17 protein-coding genes and 2 pseudogenes are annotated in these 19,983 nt (G+C 57.1%); 9 read left to right on the forward strand and 10 right to left on the reverse strand.

Features of this window, described 5'->3' with window-relative positions; genetic code table 11:
- The first annotated feature begins 14 nt into the window (after positions 1-14).
- The 5 genes and pseudogenes from hmcF to AXF15_RS08145 all read left to right on the forward strand — a co-directional run bounded on the left by hmcF (position 15) and on the right by AXF15_RS08145 (position 5,900).
- On the forward strand, positions 15-1,412 hold the full coding sequence (gene hmcF, locus AXF15_RS08130) for a sulfate respiration complex iron-sulfur protein HmcF (RefSeq protein ID WP_066605792.1): 1,398 nt from the start codon (positions 15-17) through the stop codon (positions 1,410-1,412).
- Positions 1,413-1,633: 221 nt separating this feature from the next.
- Positions 1,634-2,188: pseudogene (locus AXF15_RS08135) on the forward strand (IS1595-like element ISDeor2 family transposase); the annotation flags it as partial.
- A 49-nt stretch (positions 2,189-2,237) separates the two neighbouring features.
- Positions 2,238-2,992, forward strand: a protein-coding gene (locus tag AXF15_RS13520) for an IS5 family transposase (RefSeq protein WP_236884749.1) whose coding sequence is annotated in 2 segments (ribosomal slippage) — positions 2,238-2,571 and positions 2,571-2,992 — 756 coding nt in all. Because the reading frame shifts where the segments join, the coding sequence is not laid out codon by codon here.
- A 19-nt stretch (positions 2,993-3,011) separates the two neighbouring features.
- A pseudogene (locus AXF15_RS14030) lies at positions 3,012-3,131 on the forward strand (IS1595 family transposase); the annotation flags it as partial.
- Positions 3,132-3,284: 153 nt separating this feature from the next.
- Entirely contained in the window at positions 3,285-5,900 is a 2,616-nt protein-coding gene (locus AXF15_RS08145; protein ID WP_066605800.1) for a DEAD/DEAH box helicase, read from the forward strand.
- Positions 5,901-5,995: 95 nt separating this feature from the next.
- Here the strand turns inward: AXF15_RS08145 and tgt are convergent, their stop codons facing one another.
- The 3 genes from tgt to AXF15_RS08160 all read right to left on the reverse strand — a co-directional run bounded on the left by tgt (position 5,996) and on the right by AXF15_RS08160 (position 8,511).
- Positions 5,996-7,111: a tRNA guanosine(34) transglycosylase Tgt gene (tgt, locus tag AXF15_RS08150; RefSeq protein WP_169793678.1), complete on the reverse strand. Its 1,116-nt coding sequence runs from the start codon at positions 7,109-7,111 to the stop codon at positions 5,996-5,998.
- Between the two features lie 77 nt (positions 7,112-7,188).
- Positions 7,189-7,857 (reverse strand): endonuclease III, encoded by a 669-nt coding sequence (nth, locus tag AXF15_RS08155; protein WP_066605815.1) that lies wholly within the window; start codon positions 7,855-7,857, stop codon positions 7,189-7,191.
- A gap of 180 nt (positions 7,858-8,037) precedes the next feature.
- Positions 8,038-8,511, reverse strand: coding sequence for a pyridoxamine 5'-phosphate oxidase family protein (locus AXF15_RS08160; protein WP_066605818.1), 474 nt, complete (start codon positions 8,509-8,511; stop codon positions 8,038-8,040).
- 146 nt (positions 8,512-8,657) lie between these two features.
- On the opposite strand from AXF15_RS08160, the gene AXF15_RS08165 reads away from it, so the two are divergent.
- Positions 8,658-9,368, forward strand: a complete 711-nt coding sequence (locus AXF15_RS08165; protein ID WP_151192329.1) for a class I SAM-dependent methyltransferase — start codon at positions 8,658-8,660, stop codon at positions 9,366-9,368.
- A complete protein-coding gene (locus AXF15_RS08170) occupies positions 9,365-10,051 on the forward strand; it encodes a Crp/Fnr family transcriptional regulator (RefSeq protein ID WP_066605826.1) in 687 nt (228 codons plus the stop codon). The genes AXF15_RS08165 and AXF15_RS08170 overlap by 4 nt, the downstream gene beginning before the upstream one ends.
- 87 nt (positions 10,052-10,138) lie before the next feature.
- Here the strand turns inward: AXF15_RS08170 and AXF15_RS08175 are convergent, their stop codons facing one another.
- The 4 genes from AXF15_RS08175 to AXF15_RS08190 all read right to left on the reverse strand — a co-directional run bounded on the left by AXF15_RS08175 (position 10,139) and on the right by AXF15_RS08190 (position 14,691).
- The gene (locus AXF15_RS08175; protein ID WP_066605834.1) at positions 10,139-11,230 is read right to left on the reverse strand and encodes an HD domain-containing phosphohydrolase; all 1,092 of its coding nucleotides are present in this window, start codon (positions 11,228-11,230) and stop codon (positions 10,139-10,141) included.
- Positions 11,227-13,533: a PAS domain S-box protein gene (locus AXF15_RS08180; RefSeq protein ID WP_169793631.1), complete on the reverse strand. Its 2,307-nt coding sequence runs from the start codon at positions 13,531-13,533 to the stop codon at positions 11,227-11,229. Before AXF15_RS08180 ends, AXF15_RS08175 begins: the two co-directional genes overlap by 4 nt.
- A 166-nt stretch (positions 13,534-13,699) precedes the next feature.
- Positions 13,700-14,053 (reverse strand): type IV pilin protein, encoded by a 354-nt coding sequence (locus AXF15_RS14725; RefSeq protein WP_066605838.1) that lies wholly within the window; start codon positions 14,051-14,053, stop codon positions 13,700-13,702.
- A 77-nt stretch (positions 14,054-14,130) separates the two neighbouring features.
- Positions 14,131-14,691 (reverse strand): manganese efflux pump MntP, encoded by a 561-nt coding sequence (locus tag AXF15_RS08190; protein WP_417926389.1) that lies wholly within the window; start codon positions 14,689-14,691, stop codon positions 14,131-14,133.
- 175 nt (positions 14,692-14,866) lie between these two features.
- On the opposite strand from AXF15_RS08190, the gene AXF15_RS08195 reads away from it, so the two are divergent.
- Together AXF15_RS08195 and AXF15_RS08200 are read left to right on the forward strand one after the other, a co-directional pair.
- On the forward strand, positions 14,867-15,634 hold the full coding sequence (locus AXF15_RS08195) for an ABC transporter ATP-binding protein (protein ID WP_066608848.1): 768 nt from the start codon (positions 14,867-14,869) through the stop codon (positions 15,632-15,634).
- Positions 15,622-16,794, forward strand: coding sequence for a SufB/SufD family protein (locus tag AXF15_RS08200; RefSeq protein WP_066605844.1), 1,173 nt, complete (start codon positions 15,622-15,624; stop codon positions 16,792-16,794). The genes AXF15_RS08195 and AXF15_RS08200 overlap by 13 nt, the downstream gene beginning before the upstream one ends.
- A gap of 73 nt (positions 16,795-16,867) precedes the next feature.
- Here the strand turns inward: AXF15_RS08200 and AXF15_RS08205 are convergent, their stop codons facing one another.
- From AXF15_RS08205 to AXF15_RS08215, 3 genes are all read right to left on the reverse strand, one after another.
- Entirely contained in the window at positions 16,868-18,565 is a 1,698-nt protein-coding gene (locus AXF15_RS08205) for a potassium channel family protein (protein ID WP_066605847.1), read from the reverse strand.
- A 62-nt stretch (positions 18,566-18,627) separates the two neighbouring features.
- Positions 18,628-18,960, reverse strand: coding sequence for a YnfA family protein (locus AXF15_RS08210; protein WP_066605850.1), 333 nt, complete (start codon positions 18,958-18,960; stop codon positions 18,628-18,630).
- 29 nt (positions 18,961-18,989) lie between these two features.
- Positions 18,990-19,961, reverse strand: coding sequence for a calcium/sodium antiporter (locus AXF15_RS08215; RefSeq protein ID WP_066605853.1), 972 nt, complete (start codon positions 19,959-19,961; stop codon positions 18,990-18,992).
- Between the last annotated feature and the right edge of the window lie 22 nt (positions 19,962-19,983).

Consider the following 19,983-nt stretch of genomic DNA (forward strand, 5'->3'; position numbering starts at 1 on the left):
AAGAGGAAAACGAAATGCCTGAAGGAACTCTCTGCAATAAAAGGCCGGTGGCCAGCCGCGAGGAACTGGACGCGCTCCTGGCGGACAGCAACGGCAGAACGTATTACGCGGAAATGGAAAAGCTGGAGGTGGATTCCGACAAGCTGTGGGAAACCATCCAGAAGACCATGAAGTCGCGCACCAAAACCTGGCTGGACATCTGCGCCCACTGCGGGCTGTGTGCCGACAGCTGCTTTTTGTACAGCGTGAACGGCCGTGACCCCAAGCAGGTGCCGTCATATAAGATCCAGTCCACTCTGGGCGAGATGGTCAGAAAGAAGGGCAAGGTCTCCAACGAGTTCATGCGCATGTGCATGGACACGGCCTGGTCCAAGTGCACCTGCTGTAACCGGTGCGGCTCCTTCTGCCCGTACGGCATCGATATGGGTGTCATGTTCAGCTACCTGCGCGGTCTTCTGAATTCGCAGGGCTTCGTGCCGTGGGAGCTGAAGATCGGCTCGGGCATGCACCGTCTGTTCCGGGCTCAGATGGATGTCACTGCCGAAGACTTCGTGGATACATGCGAATGGATGGTGGACGAAGCCCTGGAGGAATGGCCCTGCCTGGAAATCCCGGTGGACAAGGAAGACGCCGACCTCATTTACATGATCAATGCCCGCGAGGCCAAGCACTATCCGGAAGATATCGTGGAGGCGGCCATTCTTTTCCATCTTGCCGGAGAGAACTGGACCGTCCCTTCCGAGGGCTGGGAAATGACCAGTCTGGCCATGTTCGCCGGAGACTGGGAAGCCTGCAAGATGCAGGTGGAGACGGTCTATGCGGCCATGGAGCGGCTGCGCCCCAAACGCATGGTGGCCACGGAGTGCGGCCACGCCTACCGGGCCACGGTCATCGAAGGGCCCTACTGGGCTGGCCGGCCCGATGGCAAGCCCCCGGTGGAATGTCTGCACTATGTGGAATGGGTGGCCGAGGCTCTGGAAACGGGCAAGCTGAAAATCGATCCGTCCAAGAAGATCAAGGAACCCGTCACCGTGCAGGATTCCTGCAATTACGTGCGTAACGCCGGACTGCGCGAATGCACGCGTATCATCATGAAGCACATTGCCGAGGATTTCCGGGAGATGTCGCCCAGCAAGGAGCACAATTTCTGCTGCGGTGGTGGCGGCGGTTTCAACGGTATCGGCCGCTACCGCAAGGAGCGCAATATCGCCCTCAAGATGAAACGTGAACAGATTCTGGCCACCGGAGCCAAGTTCGTCATTGCGCCCTGCCACAACTGCTGGGACGCCATCCGTGACCTGGAAGAAGAGTATGAAATCGGTATCCGCTGGAGCTTTCTGAAGCCCCTGCTGGTCAAGATGGTGGTAGTGCCCGAGCATCTGAAGCCCAAGGAAGAGGACGAAGACGAATAGGTTTTTTCAGGATCAATGGAAAAGCGCGCCGCTTGGAGACAAGCGGCGCGCTTTTTTTGTTAGGTATTACCAATTTATTTTGAGCCAATGCCTGTTGATCTGGAGGGTATTGTAGAATCGGGATAAACCATCATGTTGACAAACAGGTATTTTGTCGATTTTTGATTTTGGGTCATGCCTAGTCCATGAGTCTCCATTCGACTATAAGGCTAGTCACGACAATGAAAAACAAGTATGCGAAGCGTTCAAGAATTTCAGAGGCCAAAGTCCGACAAATAGTGAAGCTGTTTGCCGTGGATTTGAATGCCCTGCAGATAGCTGAAATAGCCGGGGTAAATCGTAATACCGCGAACCGTTATCTGGCTGCTTTCCGAGAGAGGATTGCCCGGTTCTGCGAGGCGGAGTCTCCTGTTCAAGGCGAAGTTGAGGTTGATGAAAGCTATTTTGGCGCATGCCGCGTTAAGGGAGTCAGAGGCCGAGGAGCCAAGGGTAAAACTATTGTGTTCGGCTTATTCAAGCGCGACGGTCGCGTTTATACCGAAATTGTCCCGGACTGTTCAAAAATCACCCTCCAAGGGATCATCCGGGGCCGCGTGAAACTTGAAAGTATTATTCACTCTGATGGCTGGCGCGGCTATGATGGTCTCGTAGACCTAGGCTACCAAAAACACTTCCGGGTTGAGCATGGCAACAATGAATTTGCCAATAAAAACTCACACATTAACGGCATTGAGAGCTTCTGGGCTTTTGCCAAAACACGACTTGTTCGTTTTAGGGTGTGTTTGCAAACTTTATAACCAGCGTGGTTTGGTGTAGCTTTTGGACATGTGTTATACCGATATTTCCGATGAAACCTGGCAACGGCTTGAGCCCGTTCTGCCGCTTGAGGGTTCGCCCAAAGGCGGCCGTCCGGCCAAAGATAAACGAACATTCATAAATGCAATCATCTGGCTGCTGCGCACCGGGGCTCCCTGGAGGGCCCTGCCGAAAGAGTATGGGTCATGGAATGCCGTGTATTCCCGCTTTCGGCGTTGGCAGATAAAAGGATCCTGGAAAGCAGTCTTTCTCGCTCTGGCGTCTGACCCCGATCTCGAAGCGGTAATGATTGACGGTACGTACATCCATGCCCACAAACATTCGGCTGGCGCAAAAGGGGGCAGCACAGACAAGCTCTGGGCCGCAGTCGCGGAGGTTTTACCTCCAAGCTGCATGCACAGGTAGACGCGCTCGGCAATCCTGTATCGTTTTTCCTTACAGGAGGTGAATGCGCGGATATCAGTGTTGCACCACAATTACTTGAAGGGGTTCGTGATTGCACTGTCATTGCCGATAAAGGGTATGACAGCGAGCCGTTAGTTCAACTTCTTGAAGCAAGAGGCTGTACCGTAGTTATTCCTCCACGCTCAAATCGTAAAACACCTCGTCGGTATGATCGGCATCTTTATAAGGAACGGCACCTTGTTGAATGCTTTTTCAGTAAAATCAAAGAGTACCGCAGAGTGGCAACACGTTATGAAAAGCTTGCCCAGACTTTTCTTTCTTTCGTTTACCTGGCAGCTTCAATGATTTGGATCAAATAGTTTGCAAACACACCCTAGGGGTTTGCCCAAGCACACTTTTTACTTTCATTTGAAAGAATGTGAATTTCGCTTTAACCATAGAAACGAAGATAGTTATAAACTTCTGCTCAAAATGCTCAGAGAAAATCCACTCAGCTAGGCATGACCCTTGATTTTTAAACGGACTGTCAAAGAAGATAACACTGTAGCATAGGCCTCGAAATTTTTAGTGCCAGTGTAGTTTCGAACATGGCCGGTACAGAACTCTTTTGTTTTGGCAGCCTCATGCATCTCCCCCAAGGAGGGCTACTCCATGGCATTTAAAATTCCCCAGAAATCTTCGGTATCCATCAAAGACCCTGAATCGTTGTTCCGTGATCTGAGGGAACGTACCGTAGAAGGGCTTCTTGCGCAGCAGGCCGACATGCTTCGCAAATACATGGAGCACGTTGATAAGCCAGACATAGCACTTGAGCTGCCCACCGGCAGTGGTAAGACCCTGGTTGGCCTCCTGATCGCTGAGTGGCGTAGGAGAACGAAACAAGAGAGATGCGTGCTGCTCTGTCCTACCAAACAGCTTGTCCATCAGGTCGTTGAACAGGCCAAAGAAAAATACGGAATCAACGCTCTTGATTTCTCAGGTTCCAAACACCAGTACCCGGAGGCCGATAAGACCGCCTTTAATAATTGCGAATCAATAGGCGTTGCCACCTATAGTGCTCTGTTCAACACAAATCCGTTTTTCAGCGACGTCCATACACTCATTTTTGATGATGCCCACGCCGCCGAGAATTATGTGTCGAGTTTCTGGTCGTTGGAGGTCCGGCGCTATCAGGATGAATCCACCTTCGATGCAATCTGGCAGATCATCGCGCCTTACACCACGGAAAATGACCAGCTCCGATACGATCAGGGCAATGAGGGATCGCTTGATACGTCATTCGTGAACAAGGTTCCAACGCCATATTTACTCGAGTGCAGGACCGCTCTGACGGCAGCGATTGACAATGCCTCCAGAGACGATGAGAGCCCGGAGGAATACGGTTATCGATGGCGCATGATCAGAGATCACCTCCATGCCTGCCATCTCTATTACTCCAGCAATTCCATTCTCATTCGTCCTCTTATAGCGCCCACCAAGAGCTTTGCGCCGTTTCAGAATGCGCGGCAGCGCATTTATATGTCCGCGACTCTCGGAGAAGGCGGGGATCTGGAAAGAATTTTCGGGCGGAAGAAAATCGAACGGATACCTGCTCCAGAGGGCTGGGATAAGCAGGGAATCGGTCGACGTTTCTTCGTGTTTCCTATGCGGAATTGGGATGAAGCGGATTCATTGAGTCTTGCGATTTCCTGGACTACGAAATTTGACAGAGCACTCGTCCTCACCCCAAGCAACCGCGATACTGATAAAGTCAGAAAAGCCATTGGAGCACTTCCGACGACGCAGGATCATACCCTCTTTGACGCCGCACAATTGGAGGCGTCGAAGAAATCATTCACCCAGTCCAGTTCCGCCATTGCGGTTCTGGCGAACAGGTATGACGGAATCGATCTGATCGGAGACGAATGCAGGTACCTGATTATCTATGATCTTCCGGAGTCTACAAATCTGCAGGAGCGCTTCATCATCAGCCGCCTTGGGGCCTCTGTTCTCTTCCGGGTTCGCATCCGCACCAGAATAACTCAGGCGGTAGGAAGATGCACACGTTCATCAACCGATTACGCGCTCGTGGTGATCATCGGCGACAAGGTGCATCAGTATTTCCACATGCCGGAAAAGCGAGAAACACTGCATCCGGAACTTCAGGCCGAAGTCAATTTCGGTGTCGAACAATCAAAAGTCGATAACTCGTCTGAACTGGGGGATAACATCGACATATTCGTTGACCATGGAGAAGAGTGGAGATCGGCCGATGACTATATACTGCGAACAAGAGGCGAACTGACTCAATCGCCCATACCATCGGCAAAGCAGCTCCAAGATTCTGTTATTCATGAAGTGAAATTTCACGATGCTTTTTGGTCCGGAGATTTTGACAGCGCTCTCTCTTCAGCAAAAGACGTGTTGGCCCATCTTGCCGGCGGGGATGATCTGAAGGGCTATTCTGCTCTTTGGAATTACCTTGCCGGCTCGGCAGCCTACCAGGCGAAGCAACCACAGGTGGCTCAAGAACATTTTTCTGCTGCCTTTTCATGCGCCAGTACGTTGCCGTGGCTCAAACAGATTCAAAAGCTGCTCTCAAACCAAGCGCAGGAAGTGCCTGTCGAGGTCATTTATGGAGAGCGCATCGAGCGTATAGAAGGTGTCCTCGAACGGTTTGGAAAGTCCGGCAGCGTAAAAATCGAAAAATATTTCCAGGCCATCCGGGAAGGGCTTTCGAGTACGGAGGCGAAGTCGTTTGAAGCAGCTCAGGTCAAGCTCGGTTGCCTGCTGGGCTTTGAATCGGGGAACACGGAGCGATCCGGTGATCCGGACCCGTGGTGGATCTTTGGGCGACAGGGCGTTATTTTTGAGGATTACACGGCAACCGGAGAGAATCCGGTCATCTCAAAAAATAAAACACTTCAGGCCAAGGCCCATCCGGACACTCTCGCAGCAAAATACCCAGGAGTAAGTTTCTCAGTCGTGTTCTGCTCGACTTCGGACAAATTAGATGATGCCGCAAAACCTCACACGGGCGATGTCTTTTACATCAGCGTTGAAGACTTCAAAAAGTTTTCAGAAGAGTGCATGACAACAATGCGAGCGCTATGGGACTCTTTCCAGTCGCCTGGAGTTATCGAATGGAGGGAACGTGCTGCACGCAAGCTGGTCGAAGCGAAACTGCGCAGTGATGATATTCTGGCAAGATTGAAGAGCAAAAAACTTTCCTCGTTGGCAGGCGGCGGACAAAAACGACCTGCTTCAAAATTGTCTTCAACATTCTGATAATCAAAGGGTACATCCCAAGTGAAGCCTGACTCCATCAGGCTTCGATAACGGGCCAAAGACGGGTCCGGGACTGAGACCCCGGACGGATGGATTCATGTATCGTAAATGCTTTCCATCTGGCTCTTGAAAGACTGGAACGCGCCGTCTTGGATAGCTTGTCTGGCGGCGGTGACCACGGACAGGAAATAGCTCAGGTTGTGGATGGTGTTCAGGCGGTAGGACAGGATCTCCCGCGCCTGATAGAGATGGCGCAGGTAGGCTCTGCTGAAGTTGCGGCAGGTGTAACAGGAACACTGCGGATCGAGGGGAGAATCGTCCTCGGCGAACTCGGCCCGTTTGATGTTGAGCTTGCCCTCAGACGTGAACAGCGTGCCGTTTCTGGCGTTGCGGGTAGGCAGCACGCAGTCGAACATGTCGATGCCCGCGTCGATGCCGCGCACGATATCGAGCGGTGTGCCCACACCCATCAGGTAACGGGCCTTTTCGACGGGCAGGAGCGGGGCGCTGTGGTAGAGAATGTCCATCATTTCCGCTTTGGACTCGCCGACGCTCAGGCCACCCAGAGCATAGCCGTCAAAGGGGATGTCCCGCAGCTGGCGGATGCTCTCTTCCCGCAGATCCTTGAAGAATCCGCCCTGGCCGATACCGAACAGAAGCTGCTCTCCGCCGCCCTGAGGGTAGGCCGCACGGCACCGGGCCGCCCAGCGCGTGGTCCGCTCCAGAGATTTTCTGGTGTACTGGTAGTCGGCGCCGTAGGGCACGCACTCGTCCAGCACCATCATGATGTCCGATCCCAGATTGCGCTGGATGGAGATGGCCTTTTCCGGCGTGAAAAAATGCTTGGAGCCGTCGATGTGCGAGGAAAAAGCCACGCCGTCTTCGGACAGTTTGCGCAAGGCCGACAGGCTGAACACCTGAAACCCGCCGGAGTCGGTCAGAATGGGCCGGTCCCAGTGCATGAAGCGGTGCAGTCCGCCCCGCCGGGCGATCATTTCATCGCCCGGGCGCAGATACAGATGGTAGGTGTTGCCGAGAATGATGCGCGCGCCGAGGTCTTTCAGATCCTGAGGACAGACGGCTTTGACCGAGCCTTGGGTGCCCACGGGCATGAAGATGGGCGTGGGGATGACTCCGTGAGCGGTGAGGAGTTCTCCCGCCCGGGCCGCACCGTCGGTGTGCTGGATGGTGAATGTACCGATATTCATGATGATTGCGGGCGATGTCCGGTTTTTGCGGGCTGCGGCGTCCTCTGAGGCATTTGTGCGGATGCGTCCGGCACGCGGTGTTATTCCGACTGGCCGACGCCTTCGCGCGGACAGAGATCGTCCAGTTCGCAGACCGTGCAGGCTGGTTTGCGGGCGATACAGACGTGGCGTCCGAAAAGGACCAGATAGTGGTTGATGTCACCCCAGCTTTGCCGGGGAAAAAGCCGTACCAGATCGCGTTCTATTTTGTCTGGGCTGGTTTCCCCGGTCAGACCCAGACGGAAGCTGATGCGTTTGACGTGGGTGTCCACGGCGATGCCTTCATGCACTCCGTAGGCGTTGGACAGCACCACGTTGGCTGTTTTCCGGGCCACACCGGGCAGAGTCAGCATCTCTTCCATGGTGCGGGGCACTTCTCCCGCGTAGGTGGTCATGATCCTTGCGGCGGCGGCCCGCAGATTTTTGGCCTTGTTCCGGAAAAAGCCGGTGGAGCGGATCACGGCTTCCACATCGTTCTGACTGGCCGAGGCCATTTCCGCCGGACCTTTCCACCTGGCGAAAAGATCCGGAGTGACTTGGTTGACCCGCGCGTCCGTACATTGGGCCGAGAGAATGGTGGCTACCAGGAGTTCCCAGGGCGAGGTCCAGGTCAGTTCGGTCCGCGGATCGGCGTAGCGCCGGGCCAGGCGCTCCCTGACCGCCGTCGCCCGCTTTTTTACAGATGTCGGGGAATGCTTCGTGTTGGACATGGAGCGGACCTTGCCCGACAGTTCCCACGAGCTCAAGGCCTCATTTTACCCCATGTGGTGCCGGACAAGGCCATGAGTATCTGGAACTGCGTCAATGGCGGCAGTTTTAAATGCCGGGATGCAGTGCGAGGCCAGCCGGATTTGGAATTATTCTCGAGGCCGCTTTCATTCCAGAAGTCCTCATCCCAGGCTGACGCATGTTTTTTCCTGAAAATCGGCAATGAGGCCATAGCTGTCCACTTTGAGTTCCACGAGGGCCGTATCGGGAGATGAGGCTGTGGTGCGCAGTTCCGGGTGTTTCCGAATGAAAAGAGCCATGGCCTGCGACTTGCGTGCGCCTTTCGGCTTTGCGGCGAAGGCGGTCACGGTCAGGGCCTGAAGCGTCGCCTCTTCCGCGGCTGGAGCGGCGACAAGGAGCGAGACATTGGGGTTGGCGGCCATGTTTTCGTATTTGGCCGTGTTCTGGGCCGTGATGATGACGATGGTTCGCAGATCCTCGCTGACAGCGAAAGGCACCTGGCTGCATCTTGGGATTTCCATGAAGCAGGTTCCCAGAACAGCCGTATTTTGCTGCCGGAGGATGCTCTCCACTAGGGCGTGTATGCGGGGCTCGGTAATGCTGACCGTGGAAATCCGGGACTGGGCGATGGGCATACATTCTCCTTGTACAGTGAGCTTGAAGGGCGTTTCCCATTCCGTAGCCGATTCCGGACAAAACAGAAAGACTTCACCTCCGCGGAGGCTGGACCTTGGCCGCAGCCGGACATATCCTGCGGCATCTGCAATATGAGGAGGCCGCCATGTATTCCCGATTCGCGCGCTGGTATGACCGGATTTTTCCCTTCAGTCCCGGAGTGTACGCTTTTCTGTCACGCCACATGGATCGTCCTGGTGGCCCGGTGCTGGATCTCGGATGCGGTACCGGCGACTACTGCGCGGCCTTCGCCCGCGACGGCATGCGGGCCGTGGGCCTCGATCTGGATGCCGCCATGATTTTCCGGGCCCGGGAAAGCGGCTCCGGCGCGGAATTTCATGTATTGGACATGGGAGATTTTCAGGTTCTGGGCGGTCCGTGGTCGTTTATCTATTCCATCGGCAACACGGCGGCACACCTGCCCCCGGAGAAATTCTGGTCGTGTGTGGACAATGTGGCGGCCTGTCTGGAGCCGGACGGGACGTGGATCGTACAGGTCATGAACTGGGATTACGTGCTGGGGCTCAGGCATTTCACGTTTCCGCCCAAGGTCATGGATGGAGCGGTTTTCCACCGCTTTTACGAGGATATCTCCGCCAGCGGGCTGACTTTTCGCACAGGACTCGACGTGGACGGGGAGCGAGTTTTCGACGATGCCGTGCGCCTGTACCCGCTGTCTTCGCGGGAAATCATCGAAGGGCATGAAAAGCGGGGCTTTCGTCTGGTGGAGCATGCGGCGGACTATGCGGGAAGTGCCTTCGATCCGGAGGTGTTCTCGGCCAATATCTTTGTCTTCAGGCGCCAGGAGGGGGCATGACGGACTTCATGGAGACCATGGGGAGAAGCGTCCTCTTCAGGGGGCTTCCGGCGGAAGAGCTGGCTCGGCTGGAGAGGATCAGCGAGCCGCGCCGCTATGGGAAAGGGGCCGTGCTGTTCCGGGAGGGAGATGACGGCGCGGGGTTCTATGTGGTGTCCTCGGGGCAGGTTAAGGTCTTCAAGACATCCTTCGACGGGCGGGAACAGATTCTGCACATTCTCGGGCCGGGCGATCCGCTGGGAGAAGTGCCGGTCTTCGCGGGGCAGACGTTTCCGGCCAGCGCCCAGGCTCTCGCGGAATCGCTGCTCTACTTTTTTCCCCGCCCGAAACTGGCGCAGCTGTACCGGGACAACCCTTCCCTGGCGATGAACATGCTGGCCGTTCTGTCCAGGCGGCTGCGGGAGTTCACGGTGCTCATCGAAAATCTTTCCCTGAAGGAAATCCCGCAGCGTCTGGCCACGTATCTGCTGCATCAGCATGCCCAAAAACCTGTCTCCTCCAGGGTCAAACTGGCTGTGACCAAGGGGGTGCTGGCCAATATCCTGGGCGCGTCTCAGGAAACATTGTCCAGAGTGCTGGGCAAACTGGGTCAGGAAGGAGTGATCGAGGTGCAGGGTAAGGAAATTACCATTCTGGACTGGGACAGACTGAAGGAACTGGCGGGTGGAGAGATCAGCTTGTAGGGATCAGGGTCCTTCAGGCTTGCGTGGCGGTTGCGGTATGAAACCTGAAGAGGAAGACACCGCTGGCTGCGAAGAATCCCTGTTCGTCTAATCCTGCCACTTCTGGCGGATGGCCCGGATATCGTCGATATTGTCCAGAAAGACCCGGACCACGGCCGGATCGAAATGCGTCCCCGATTCGTTGCGGATGATGTCCAGGCATTTTTCCTCAGGGAAGGCCGGTTTGTAGGGCCGTTCGCTGGCCAGGGCGTCGTAGGTGTCGACAAGGGCTACGATGCGGGCCTCGATGGGAATATCTTCTCCGGCCAGACCGAAAGGATACCCCTTGCCGTCCCATCGTTCATGGTGAAGCAGGGCCAGTATCCTGGCCAGATCGAGCAGTTCATTGTCTTCTCCGCTGCCTTCCTGCCATGATTCACAATTTCTGTGGGCTTCTTCCTTGCTGGCCAGGGGCCCCAGGATTTCACAGCCGTACATGCAGTGCCGCTGCATGATTTTCCATTCCTCGGGATCGAGCTTGCCGGGCTTCAGCAGAACCTGGTCCGGGATGCCGATTTTTCCGATATCGTGCAGCGGCGCGCAGTCCCGCAGGTTGTCGCACAGGATTTGATCCATGCCCAGAGCCTGGGCCAGAACGGCGGCGATCTCCCCCACCCGGACGACATGGTGCCCGGTTTCGTTGTCCTTGTATTCCGCGGTCCGGCTGAGACGGTGCATGATCTGGCGGCGGGTGCGTTCCAGCTCAGCGGTGCGCTGCCGGACCAGCTTTTCCAGCCCGGCGTGGTAGGCGTTGTTTTCGCGGATCAGGCGGGCCTTCTCCATGGCCTTGGTCAGCGTGTGTTCCAGAACGCCCATGCTGGACATGGGTTTGGTCAGAAAATCCCAGGCCCCGGCACGCACGGCCTGCAGGGCGTCCTCGATCACGCCCACGCCGGACAGAACGATGACGGGCAGTTCCGGGGCCTCGACAGTGGCCTTCTCCAGAAACCCGTATCCGTTCAGGACAGGCATGTTCAGATCGACAATGACGGCGCACAGTTCAGGCAGACGTTCCCGCAGGACTTCCAGACCTTCGAGACCGTTGGAGGCGGTCAGTGTGTCATAGTTCAGGTCTTCCAGGTACGCGCACAGGGAGCGCCGGAGACCGGCTTCGTCATCGATGACAAGAATGGTGTTCATTGATTTTTTCCGTATTGATCATGGACCACAACATCTTCGAGGCCATAGAGATGCCGGTCCGCCTGGACGGGCGGCATTTCTTCCGGGGCCGGGTCCTTCCAGGGCAGTTCAATGATGAAGGTCGTGCCGCCTTCGGGCGGAGACAGGACATGCATCCTCCCCCCGTGTCCCTTGGTGATGATGAAGTAGGATACGGACAGACCCAGTCCTGTGCCGGAGCTGGCTGCCTTGGTGGTGAAGAAGGGTTCGAAGATGCGCTTACGGTTCTCTTGGGTGATGCCGGGACCGTTGTCAGCGATTTCGATGCGGAGCTCCTGTGCCTGCAGACGTGCCGTGATGCGGATACGTGGCTCGGCGATGGGCGGGTTGGCGTCCATCATGGCCTGGGCCGCATTGCGCAGCAGGTTCAGCAGCACTTGTTCGATCTCCGTTTCCGTGCAGGTGATTTCCGGCAGGAATTCATTGTAATCGCGGATGATCTGGATCCGTTTGAAATCATACTTTTTCTTCAGATCGTAGTCGCTGGCCGCAAGGTTCAGGGCACGGTCGATAATGGCCGGAATCGAGCAGAAAGAAGTGCGGGATTCGCTTCTTCTGCTGAAATCGAGCATGTGGCGTACGATATCGGCGGCCCGGGCGGCGGCGGATTCGATATCCCTGACAAAGTCGTGGATTTTTCTGGCTTCAAGATAGCGGTCCAGCAGTTCCATATCCAGTCCGATTTTCGTCGCTGTATCCTGATTCTTGGGAAAACTGGATTTGAGACGCAGGGCCAGGGTCTGGCTTGCCTGGAGTACGACTCCCAAGGGGTTGTTGATCTCATGAGCGATACCGGCGGCGATGCCCCCCAGCGAGAGCATCTTTTCCGACTGCACCATCATGTCCTGAATGGTCTTCAGGCGGGTGATGTCCCAGGTGATGGAGAGAACGCAGAGTTGTCCGCCCAGCGTGATCAGGGAGCCCGAATACAGCACGTGACAGGTGGACCCGTCGGGGCGGTACATGACTGTTTCCATGGAGTGAACAGGGCGGTTTTCCTGCAGCAGGGCGCGGATCCGCAGGGCATGCTCCGGGGGGAAGGAATCGATCTCGGAGGTGACAAACTGGGGGAGCTCCTGCCGGGAAATATTCATCATTTCCAGGAAGGCGTTGTTGGCGTCGATGTATCCGCCGTCGGCAAAGCGGGAGATGGCGATGGCGCAGGGGGAATTCTCGAAGACGCCCCGGAATTTCCGCTCGCTGTCCAGCAGTTCGGTCTGGTTTGCCCTGATCTCCGAGAGGTCGTGCCCCTCGACGACAATGTACTGCAGCCCGCCACCATCATTCCGGAAGGGCGAGGCCTTCAATTCCAGAGGGAAGCGCTCCCCCTGCGGAGTCAGGTAGGTCATTTCGCAGTCTACATTCTCTCCGGAACGGACCCTGCGGAAAACATCCTCCAGAATGGATTTGGCGTGGTGCTGGTCGTCCCACCATGGTGCATCCCAGAAATACCGCCCCATGATATCTTTGTCGGAAACACCCGCCCGGCGCAGACTGGCGTGGTTCATGGCCACGACGGAGCCTTTGGGACTGACTAGACCGATGAATCTGGAACTCTGCTCCAGAAGGGCTCTGGCCATGTCTTGAGAGGCGAGAGAGGTTTTCTGTGCGTTCTTCATCTTCTGGATGTCCAGTTTCAGCCCGAGGACCCTCGAACTTTTCCCTTCCGGGTTCCAGGCCACAGCTACGGCCTTGACCAGCATCCAGCGCCACGCTCCATCCTGCGCGCGCATGCGATATTCGGCTTCATGGACTTCCCGGCTGCCCGAATGAATGTACTCCATGAAGGCGGAGAAGGCGTGGTCCCGGTCAGCGGGATGGATCATTTCCGCCCAGACGTTCAATGTGTCCGGCTCCAGGCGGAGGGTGCAGTCCCATGAGGGGATGGGAGGCGGTTCATACTCTTGGGATAGGCCGTCGGTGTATGCCCAGTATTCGATACCGGCGGCCTCCGCCATGAACTGGAGATTGTCGATCTGGCCCAGCAGACGGTTTCTGCTCTCGGCCAGCAGTTTGTTCTCTGATTGCAGTCTGCGGCGCATGAAATATGTGTATGCGGCCAGCAGAAGCAGGGCAGCGGCCAGTATGCCTGTGACCACATCCATCCAGACGGGGCGTTGAGCGTGTGCGGTGTGCGGAGGCATCCGGCGGAGCAATGCCGCTTCACGCTCGTTTTCAGGCAGAGATACCGGAATTTTGGAGATGGCGTCACCCAGGAGTGAATAGGCGTGACCCAGAGGCAGAAAGAGGGAACCTTCGTGCACGCTGATTAGAGAGTTTTCTCTAATGCAGGGATATGGCTTTTCCAGAGCGAGACCCTTGGCCGCAAAAAAGCAAACGAGCAGAATCGTGAGGCTCAGAATGCAAAGGGAGCTTCTTTTCCGCGGCATCTGGGATGAAATAGACGAAGGCATAGGCACGGTGCGCGGGTCAGAATTGGCAGCTGCCGACATTATTTGTCACATTACAGGAGATGGTCAGACCGTCATATATGTTGGAACAGGGACTGGTCAGGGAGATGAGCCCGCTGCCTGCAAGAGTCGTTACGGTGCAGTGCAGGCGATTGCCGGATATGACGGAACAATCCAGGGAATTGGTGCCATTCGTGATTTTTTGTGCTGTCGCTTCAGTCATACAGTTGCGCAGGTCCGATTCGGCCTGTGCCAGTAACGCTGTCCTTTTATATTTAGTCATCTGTGGGAGAGCGATAACGGCGAGAATGCCGATGATGGCAATGACAATCAGGAGTTCCACCAGGGTGAACCCGGGAGAGGTATGGCGCACGTGCTTTCTCCTTCAGAGAGAATTCCGTTAATTATTCGGATGCGCCAATGCAGTAAGCATGCCTTTTGATGGGTGCCTTATAGTCCCTGCCACAGAATTTTTCCGCCAATGGCCAGAAGCACCATGCCGCCCAGTATTTCCGCCCGGTGGCCCATGCGCGTGGCGCATCCCAGAAGCCTGCCCAGGTGCAGACCCAGAGCGGTGAAGACAAGGGCTACCAGGCCGATGACGGCCGACGGCAGCCAGATGGACACGCTGAGCATGGCCAGGGAAAAACCCACGGCCAGAGCGTCGATGCTGGTAGCCACGGAGAGCATGATCAGTCGCGTGCCTTGCGTGGGGTCCTGACAGGTGTCTTCGTCTTCGTGGGAAAATCCTTCCCGGATGGTCCGCACGCCGATGTACAGCAGAAGGGCGAAGGCGATCCAGTGTCCGAGGCGCAGAAAATAGTCCCGCACGGCAAAACCCCCGGCCCAGCCCAGCACGGGCATGAGGGATTGAAAAAGCCCGAAGTGCCAGGACAGGCGGAAGGTCTGGCGGGCGGTCACTGTCTGCAGGGCCACGCCCGAGGCCACGGCCACGGCAAAGGCATCCATGGCCAGAGCCACGGCCACGAGGAAGATCTCGGTGAGAGACAAAAGAGCCTCCGGTTTTTTGACACCGCCCGCCTATCGCGTCGCCCCGGGAATGCCAAGAGATGAGAAGTGCGTTTTCAATGCGTGGTCCCGGTCATCGGATTGGACATTTACAGGGGGCTTTATTACTTCCTCGCCTTGTCCGTCGGGACAAATCCATGACATAGAAGGCCCGTTTATGCTTCAGATAGAGAATCTGCGCGTGCGCGTCGGCGGCAGGGAAGTCCTGAAGGGGATCAACCTGAACATCGCCGAGGGAGAGACGTTCATCCTGTTCGGCCCCAATGGTTCGGGCAAGACCACGCTGCTCATGACGCTCATGGGTTTCAGCGGCTACACCGTGACCTCCGGGCGGATCCTTTTCAAAGGTGTGGATATCACGCATATGCCCACCTATGAGCGGGCGAGGCTCGGCATGGGCATGTCCTTCCAGCGTCCGCCGACCATTCACGGCCTGAAGACCAGGCATCTGGTTTCCATGTGCGCCCGGGACCGGGAGGTGGACGTGGACGGCTTGGCCAGAACAGTCAATTTCGAGGATTTTCTGGATCGGGATATTAACGCCGGTTTTTCCGGCGGCGAGATCAAGCGTTCGGAATTGCTCCAGCTCATGGCCCAGCATCCGAGCCTCATTCTTTTCGATGAGCCGGAGTCGGGGGTGGATCTGGAAAACATGGCACTTATCGGCAAGACGGCCCGTCTCCTGCTGGACGGAGCAACCACTCCCTCGCCCGACGCCTGCATGCGGGATTTGCGCCGCCGCAACAGAACTTCCGGTCTGATCATCACTCATACCGGATACATTCTGGACTACGTGAACGCCGATCGCGGACAGGTGATGTATGACGGCGTGCTCTGCTGTGACACCCGGCCCATCCGGCCCAGAGACATCCTCGATCATATCGGTAAGCACGGCTACAAGGAGTGCATCAGATGTCTGAACTGACCGTTGATTTGTCCTCCTATGCCTTTTCCGGGAAGGAGAACCCGGAACTGAAAGATTTCTCCGGCCTGACCGAGGACGGCAAACGCGAACTGCGCATGGTCGGCGTGGATGTGGACTCGGCGGCCAGCCGCGCGGGTACGTTTCTGCAATTCGATCATTCCACCGTGCACTGCAAAAGCGCCTCCAAGGGCGTGGAAGTACTGGGTATTCGTCAGGCGCTCAGGAAATATGACGGATTGCCGGAATACTTCTGGAAAGCTCTGGATCGCGACAAGGACGATTTCACCCGGGCCGCGGCCAGGGAGGAACTGCACGGCGGGTATTTTATCCGCACGGAAAAAGGGGCCAGAGTGTCGGAGCCGGTGCAGACCTGCCTGTTCATCAAGGGCGAGAACACAGGTCAGAACGTGCACAACATCGTGGTGGTGGAGGAAAACTCCGAAGTCCACATCATCACGGGCTGCGCCACGTCCCACGGAGTGGTGTCCGCCCTGCATCTGGGCATTTCGGAATTTTACGTCAAGAAGGGCGGCAGACTGACTTTCACCATGATCCATAACTGGGGCGAAGAGGTCGTGGTCCGGCCCCGCACCGTGGGCATCGTGGAGGAAAACGGCGTGCTGCAGAACAATTACGTGCTGCTCAAAAGAGTCAAATCCGTGCAGTCCTATCCGACCATCTACCTGAACGGACCGGGTGGGGTGGCGCGCTTCAATTCCGTCATCGTCACGCCCCCGGGTTCCCACGTGGACACGGGAAACCGCATCATCCTGAACGCTCCGGATACGCGCGGCGAAATCATTTCCCGGACCATCACCACCGGTGGCGGCATTGTCGCACGTGGAGAGATTGTCGGCAACGCCGTGCCCGCGCGCGGCCATCTGGAATGCAAGGGGCTTATTCTGGGCGGAGGCACCATTCACGCTATTCCCGAACTGCAGGGTACCAGGCCCGGCGTGGAGCTGTCTCACGAAGCAGCCGTGGGCAAGATCGCCCAAGAGGAAATCGAATACCTCATGGCCAGAGGGCTGGATGAGGACGAAGCCACTTCCACCATCGTGCGCGGCTTTCTGAATGTGGAAATCATGGGCCTGCCCGCCGAGCTTCAGGAATCCATCGACCGCACCATCGCCGAGCTGAACTCCGGCGAAGCCATGTAGTTCCACCCGACACTTTCCCTGCTTCAGCCCGCAGCCGCCTCACAACCGGAGGACCTGCGGGCTTTTTCGTCATTCAGGAGGCTCTGTATTTCTCCAGGAATGTGCGTTCAGCCTCGGCCGTGCCGATGAGGATGAGTTTGTCCTCGGCGGTCACCACCGTGGAGGGATCGGGGTTGATGTGCATCTGTTCTTCCCGTTTGATAGCGATGATGCTGCATCCAGTGTCCTCGCGCACATGCAGGTCGTGGAGCGCTTTGCCTGTGATGCTCTGGTGGGGCGTGGACCGGAAGATGTGCAGCCCTTCGGAGATCATGAGCAGTTTTTCGGGCTTGAGCAGGTTCAGGATGGTGGTGGTGACCAGAGACGAAAAGGACATGACCAGATTGGCCCCGGCGCGGTGCATGGTGTTGATGTTGCGATCCAGGCTGGCCCGGCAGATGATCTGTACATCGGGCCGCAGACGGCGGCAGTAGATGGTCAGGAAGATGTTCAGGTCGTCGTCGTGGGTGGTGACGATGATGGACGGCGTGTCGTTGATGCCGGCCTCGATGAGCACATCCAGGTCGGCCGCGCTGCCCTGAATGATACGTTCATCGTCCGTGGTGCGGGCTTTTTTTTCCACGACACGGTAGTCGATGCCGCGTCCGCCCAGAGTCTGGGCTACGGACATGCCTACCCTGCCGCCGCCCAGCACCAGTACCGGTTTTTGTTCCGAGCGGTCCGTTTCGGACGAGCCGACAAATTTGTCGTAAGCCCGGAGCTGTTCCTGCGATCCGGCCAGAACGAGCACCGTGGACGGGCCGATGACCGTGGTGGGACTTGGCAGGTGAAAGCGTCCCTGTTCCCAGAGGCCCACCACGTTCACACCGGTCAGTTCGCGCAGGCGGCTCTGGGCCAGGGTCTGCCCCTGAAGGGGGGAACGCATGGCCGGAGCTTCAGCGATGCGCAGTTCATCGAACTGACCGATGATGTTGGCTTGCAGACTGAGTCCCAGCACGCGGCGGGCCAGGACCTGTCCGAGCATTTTGGTGAACTGGAAGGTGTGGGTGCTGCCGGCCAGGCGCAGAATGTCCAGAGAGTCGTCGTCATCCGCGTTGGTAATGGTGGGCACCTGGTCGCATGCCTCATGGATGGTGAAAATGATGTTGGTACTGGCGATGTCTCCGTTCATGACCACCACCAGAGCCGCGTGCTGCACGAGCAGACGGGTGTATGTCTCCGGAGCGTCCACTTCGCCCAGTACCACGTTCAGTCCTCTTTCATGCAGATGCAGGGCCTGTTGCAGGTCCGGAGCGAGGATGACGTACGGGATGCCGTACCGGTCCAGCTTTTCCACCAGGTTTTGGGCCACGGCGTCGAAATGGGTCAGGATGACGTGTCCGGACATGGTGTCCGGCACCTTGCGCGGGGCTCGGGCCCTGCTCTGAGCCTCCAGCCAGGGCGCGTAAAAGAACTGGATGAAGGTGAACGGCAGCATGATCAGCAGGAAGATGACTCCGCTCAGCATGACCAGCATGGAAAAAAGGCGTCCCAGATCGGTGGTGAAGGTGATATCTCCGAAGCCAAGGGTGCTCATGACGGTCAGGGTCCAGTACAGGCCCGTGAGCCAGGAGTGCCTCTGCCCCTCCATTTCCATGATGACATGAAAGAGCACGCTGTATACCACGAACATGCCCGCCAGAATAATGACGAAACGAATCAGCAGCCGGAGATTGTTGCTCTGCCTCGATTGATTCATGAGGGCCATGAGCTGGGAAAACATGTATTTCATGGAGTTGCCTGTTGTGCCCTGATGGTTCGCGTACCGGAAATGTCTGTTGTCCGCGCTCCGCGTCAGGAGGTTCTGGGCGCGAACATGATGATGGACATGCCGATCAGGGTGACCGCCGATCCGGCCAGATCCCAGACCGTCGGCCGGATGCCGTCGACCGCCCAGAGCCAGAATATGGCTGTGGCGATATAGATTCCGCCGTAGGCCGCATAGACGCGGCCCGCCGCGGTGGGATGCAGGGACAACAGCCAAGCGAAAAGGGACAGACTGACTGCTGCGGGAAGCAGCAGCCATGCGGATTTTCCCTCCCGCAGCCAGAGCCAGGGCAGATAGCATCCGACGATTTCCGCTAGGGCGGTGAGGATGAAAAGGCCGATGGTCTTGAACGCAAGCATATTTTTTACGATCTCGTCGTGCGTGGCGCTCAGCCTGCAGTCCTGATAGCCGTCCAGATCAGGAACAGGGTATAGAGAACATACGAGGCCAGAAGAATCGATCCTTTGGTCTGGTTGAGACGTCCGGGTCCGCGAAAACCGTATCCGAAGAGGAAAAGGGAGCCGGTCATGGCCGCCATGACCGGAATATCGCGCAGAAGCACTTCCGGACCGGCTTCCAGAGGATGGATCACGCCCGCTAGGCCCACCACGACCAGTGTGTTGAACAGATTGGAGCCCAGGATATTGCCCAGGGCGATATCGTCCTCGCCCCTGCGCGCCGCCATGACGGAGGAGGCCAGCTCCGGCAGGGACGTGCCCACGGCCACCACCGTCAGGCCGATGAGGAGATCGTTTATGCCGAGCAGACGTGCGATTTCCACAGCTCCCCACACCAGCAGGCGGGAGCTGCCCACCAGCAGGACAAGTCCCGCCGTCAGCCAGAAGGCGGCTTGGCGAATGGACATGGGATCGGATTCGAGCCCCACTTCGTCTTCCGTCCAGTTGGAATTCATGCTCTGGCGGATACTCCAGGTCATGAGTCCGCCGAATACGGCCAGCAGCACGACGGCGTCGAACCGACTGAGCATTCCGTCCCGCAGAAGCCAGGCGGCTAAAATGGTGATCAGGGCCAGAAAGGGCAGTTCCTGACGCAGCACCTGAGGCTGGACGGCGATGGGCCGGATCAGGGCCGTCACGCCGAGAATGAGACCGATGTTGGCGATGTTGGAGCCGTAGGCGTTGCCCAGGGCGATGCCGGGACTGCCCTGAATGGCGGCGAAGGCCGAAACCACCATTTCCGGTGCGGAAGTGCCGAAACCGACGACGAGCATGCCGATCAGAAGGGGCGGCATGCGGAAGTGTCTGGCCGTGGCGGCGGCCCCTTCCACGAAGCGGTCGGCGCTCCAGACCAGTACGGTCAGGCCGGCGAGAATGGCGAGAACGGCAAGAAAGGCGAGCATGTGTTTTCCTTGTGTTATGGAA

The sequence above is a fragment of the Desulfomicrobium orale DSM 12838 genome (genome assembly GCF_001553625.1).
GTDB classification, from domain to species: Bacteria; Desulfobacterota; Desulfovibrionia; order Desulfovibrionales; family Desulfomicrobiaceae; genus Desulfomicrobium; species Desulfomicrobium orale.

Bases quoted from the DNA above. Each gene is read 5' to 3' on its own strand.
- hmcF (WP_066605792.1), top strand. From the start codon at position 15: ATGCCTGAAGGAACTCTCTGCAATAAAAGGCCGGTGGCCAGCCGCGAG.
- AXF15_RS08145 (WP_066605800.1), top strand. From the start codon at position 3,285: ATGGCATTTAAAATTCCCCAGAAATCTTCGGTATCCATCAAAGACCCT.
- nth (WP_066605815.1), bottom strand. From the start codon at position 7,857: ATGTCCAACACGAAGCATTCCCCGACATCTGTAAAAAAGCGGGCGACG.
- AXF15_RS08160 (WP_066605818.1), bottom strand. From the start codon at position 8,511: ATGCCCATCGCCCAGTCCCGGATTTCCACGGTCAGCATTACCGAGCCC.
- AXF15_RS08165 (WP_151192329.1), top strand. From the start codon at position 8,658: ATGTATTCCCGATTCGCGCGCTGGTATGACCGGATTTTTCCCTTCAGT.
- AXF15_RS08170 (WP_066605826.1), top strand. From the start codon at position 9,365: ATGACGGACTTCATGGAGACCATGGGGAGAAGCGTCCTCTTCAGGGGG.
- AXF15_RS08175 (WP_066605834.1), bottom strand. From the start codon at position 11,230: ATGAACACCATTCTTGTCATCGATGACGAAGCCGGTCTCCGGCGCTCC.
- AXF15_RS08195 (WP_066608848.1), top strand. From the start codon at position 14,867: ATGCTTCAGATAGAGAATCTGCGCGTGCGCGTCGGCGGCAGGGAAGTC.
- AXF15_RS08200 (WP_066605844.1), top strand. From the start codon at position 15,622: ATGTCTGAACTGACCGTTGATTTGTCCTCCTATGCCTTTTCCGGGAAG.
- AXF15_RS08205 (WP_066605847.1), bottom strand. From the start codon at position 18,565: ATGAAATACATGTTTTCCCAGCTCATGGCCCTCATGAATCAATCGAGG.
- AXF15_RS08210 (WP_066605850.1), bottom strand. From the start codon at position 18,960: ATGCTTGCGTTCAAGACCATCGGCCTTTTCATCCTCACCGCCCTAGCG.
- AXF15_RS08215 (WP_066605853.1), bottom strand. From the start codon at position 19,961: ATGCTCGCCTTTCTTGCCGTTCTCGCCATTCTCGCCGGCCTGACCGTA.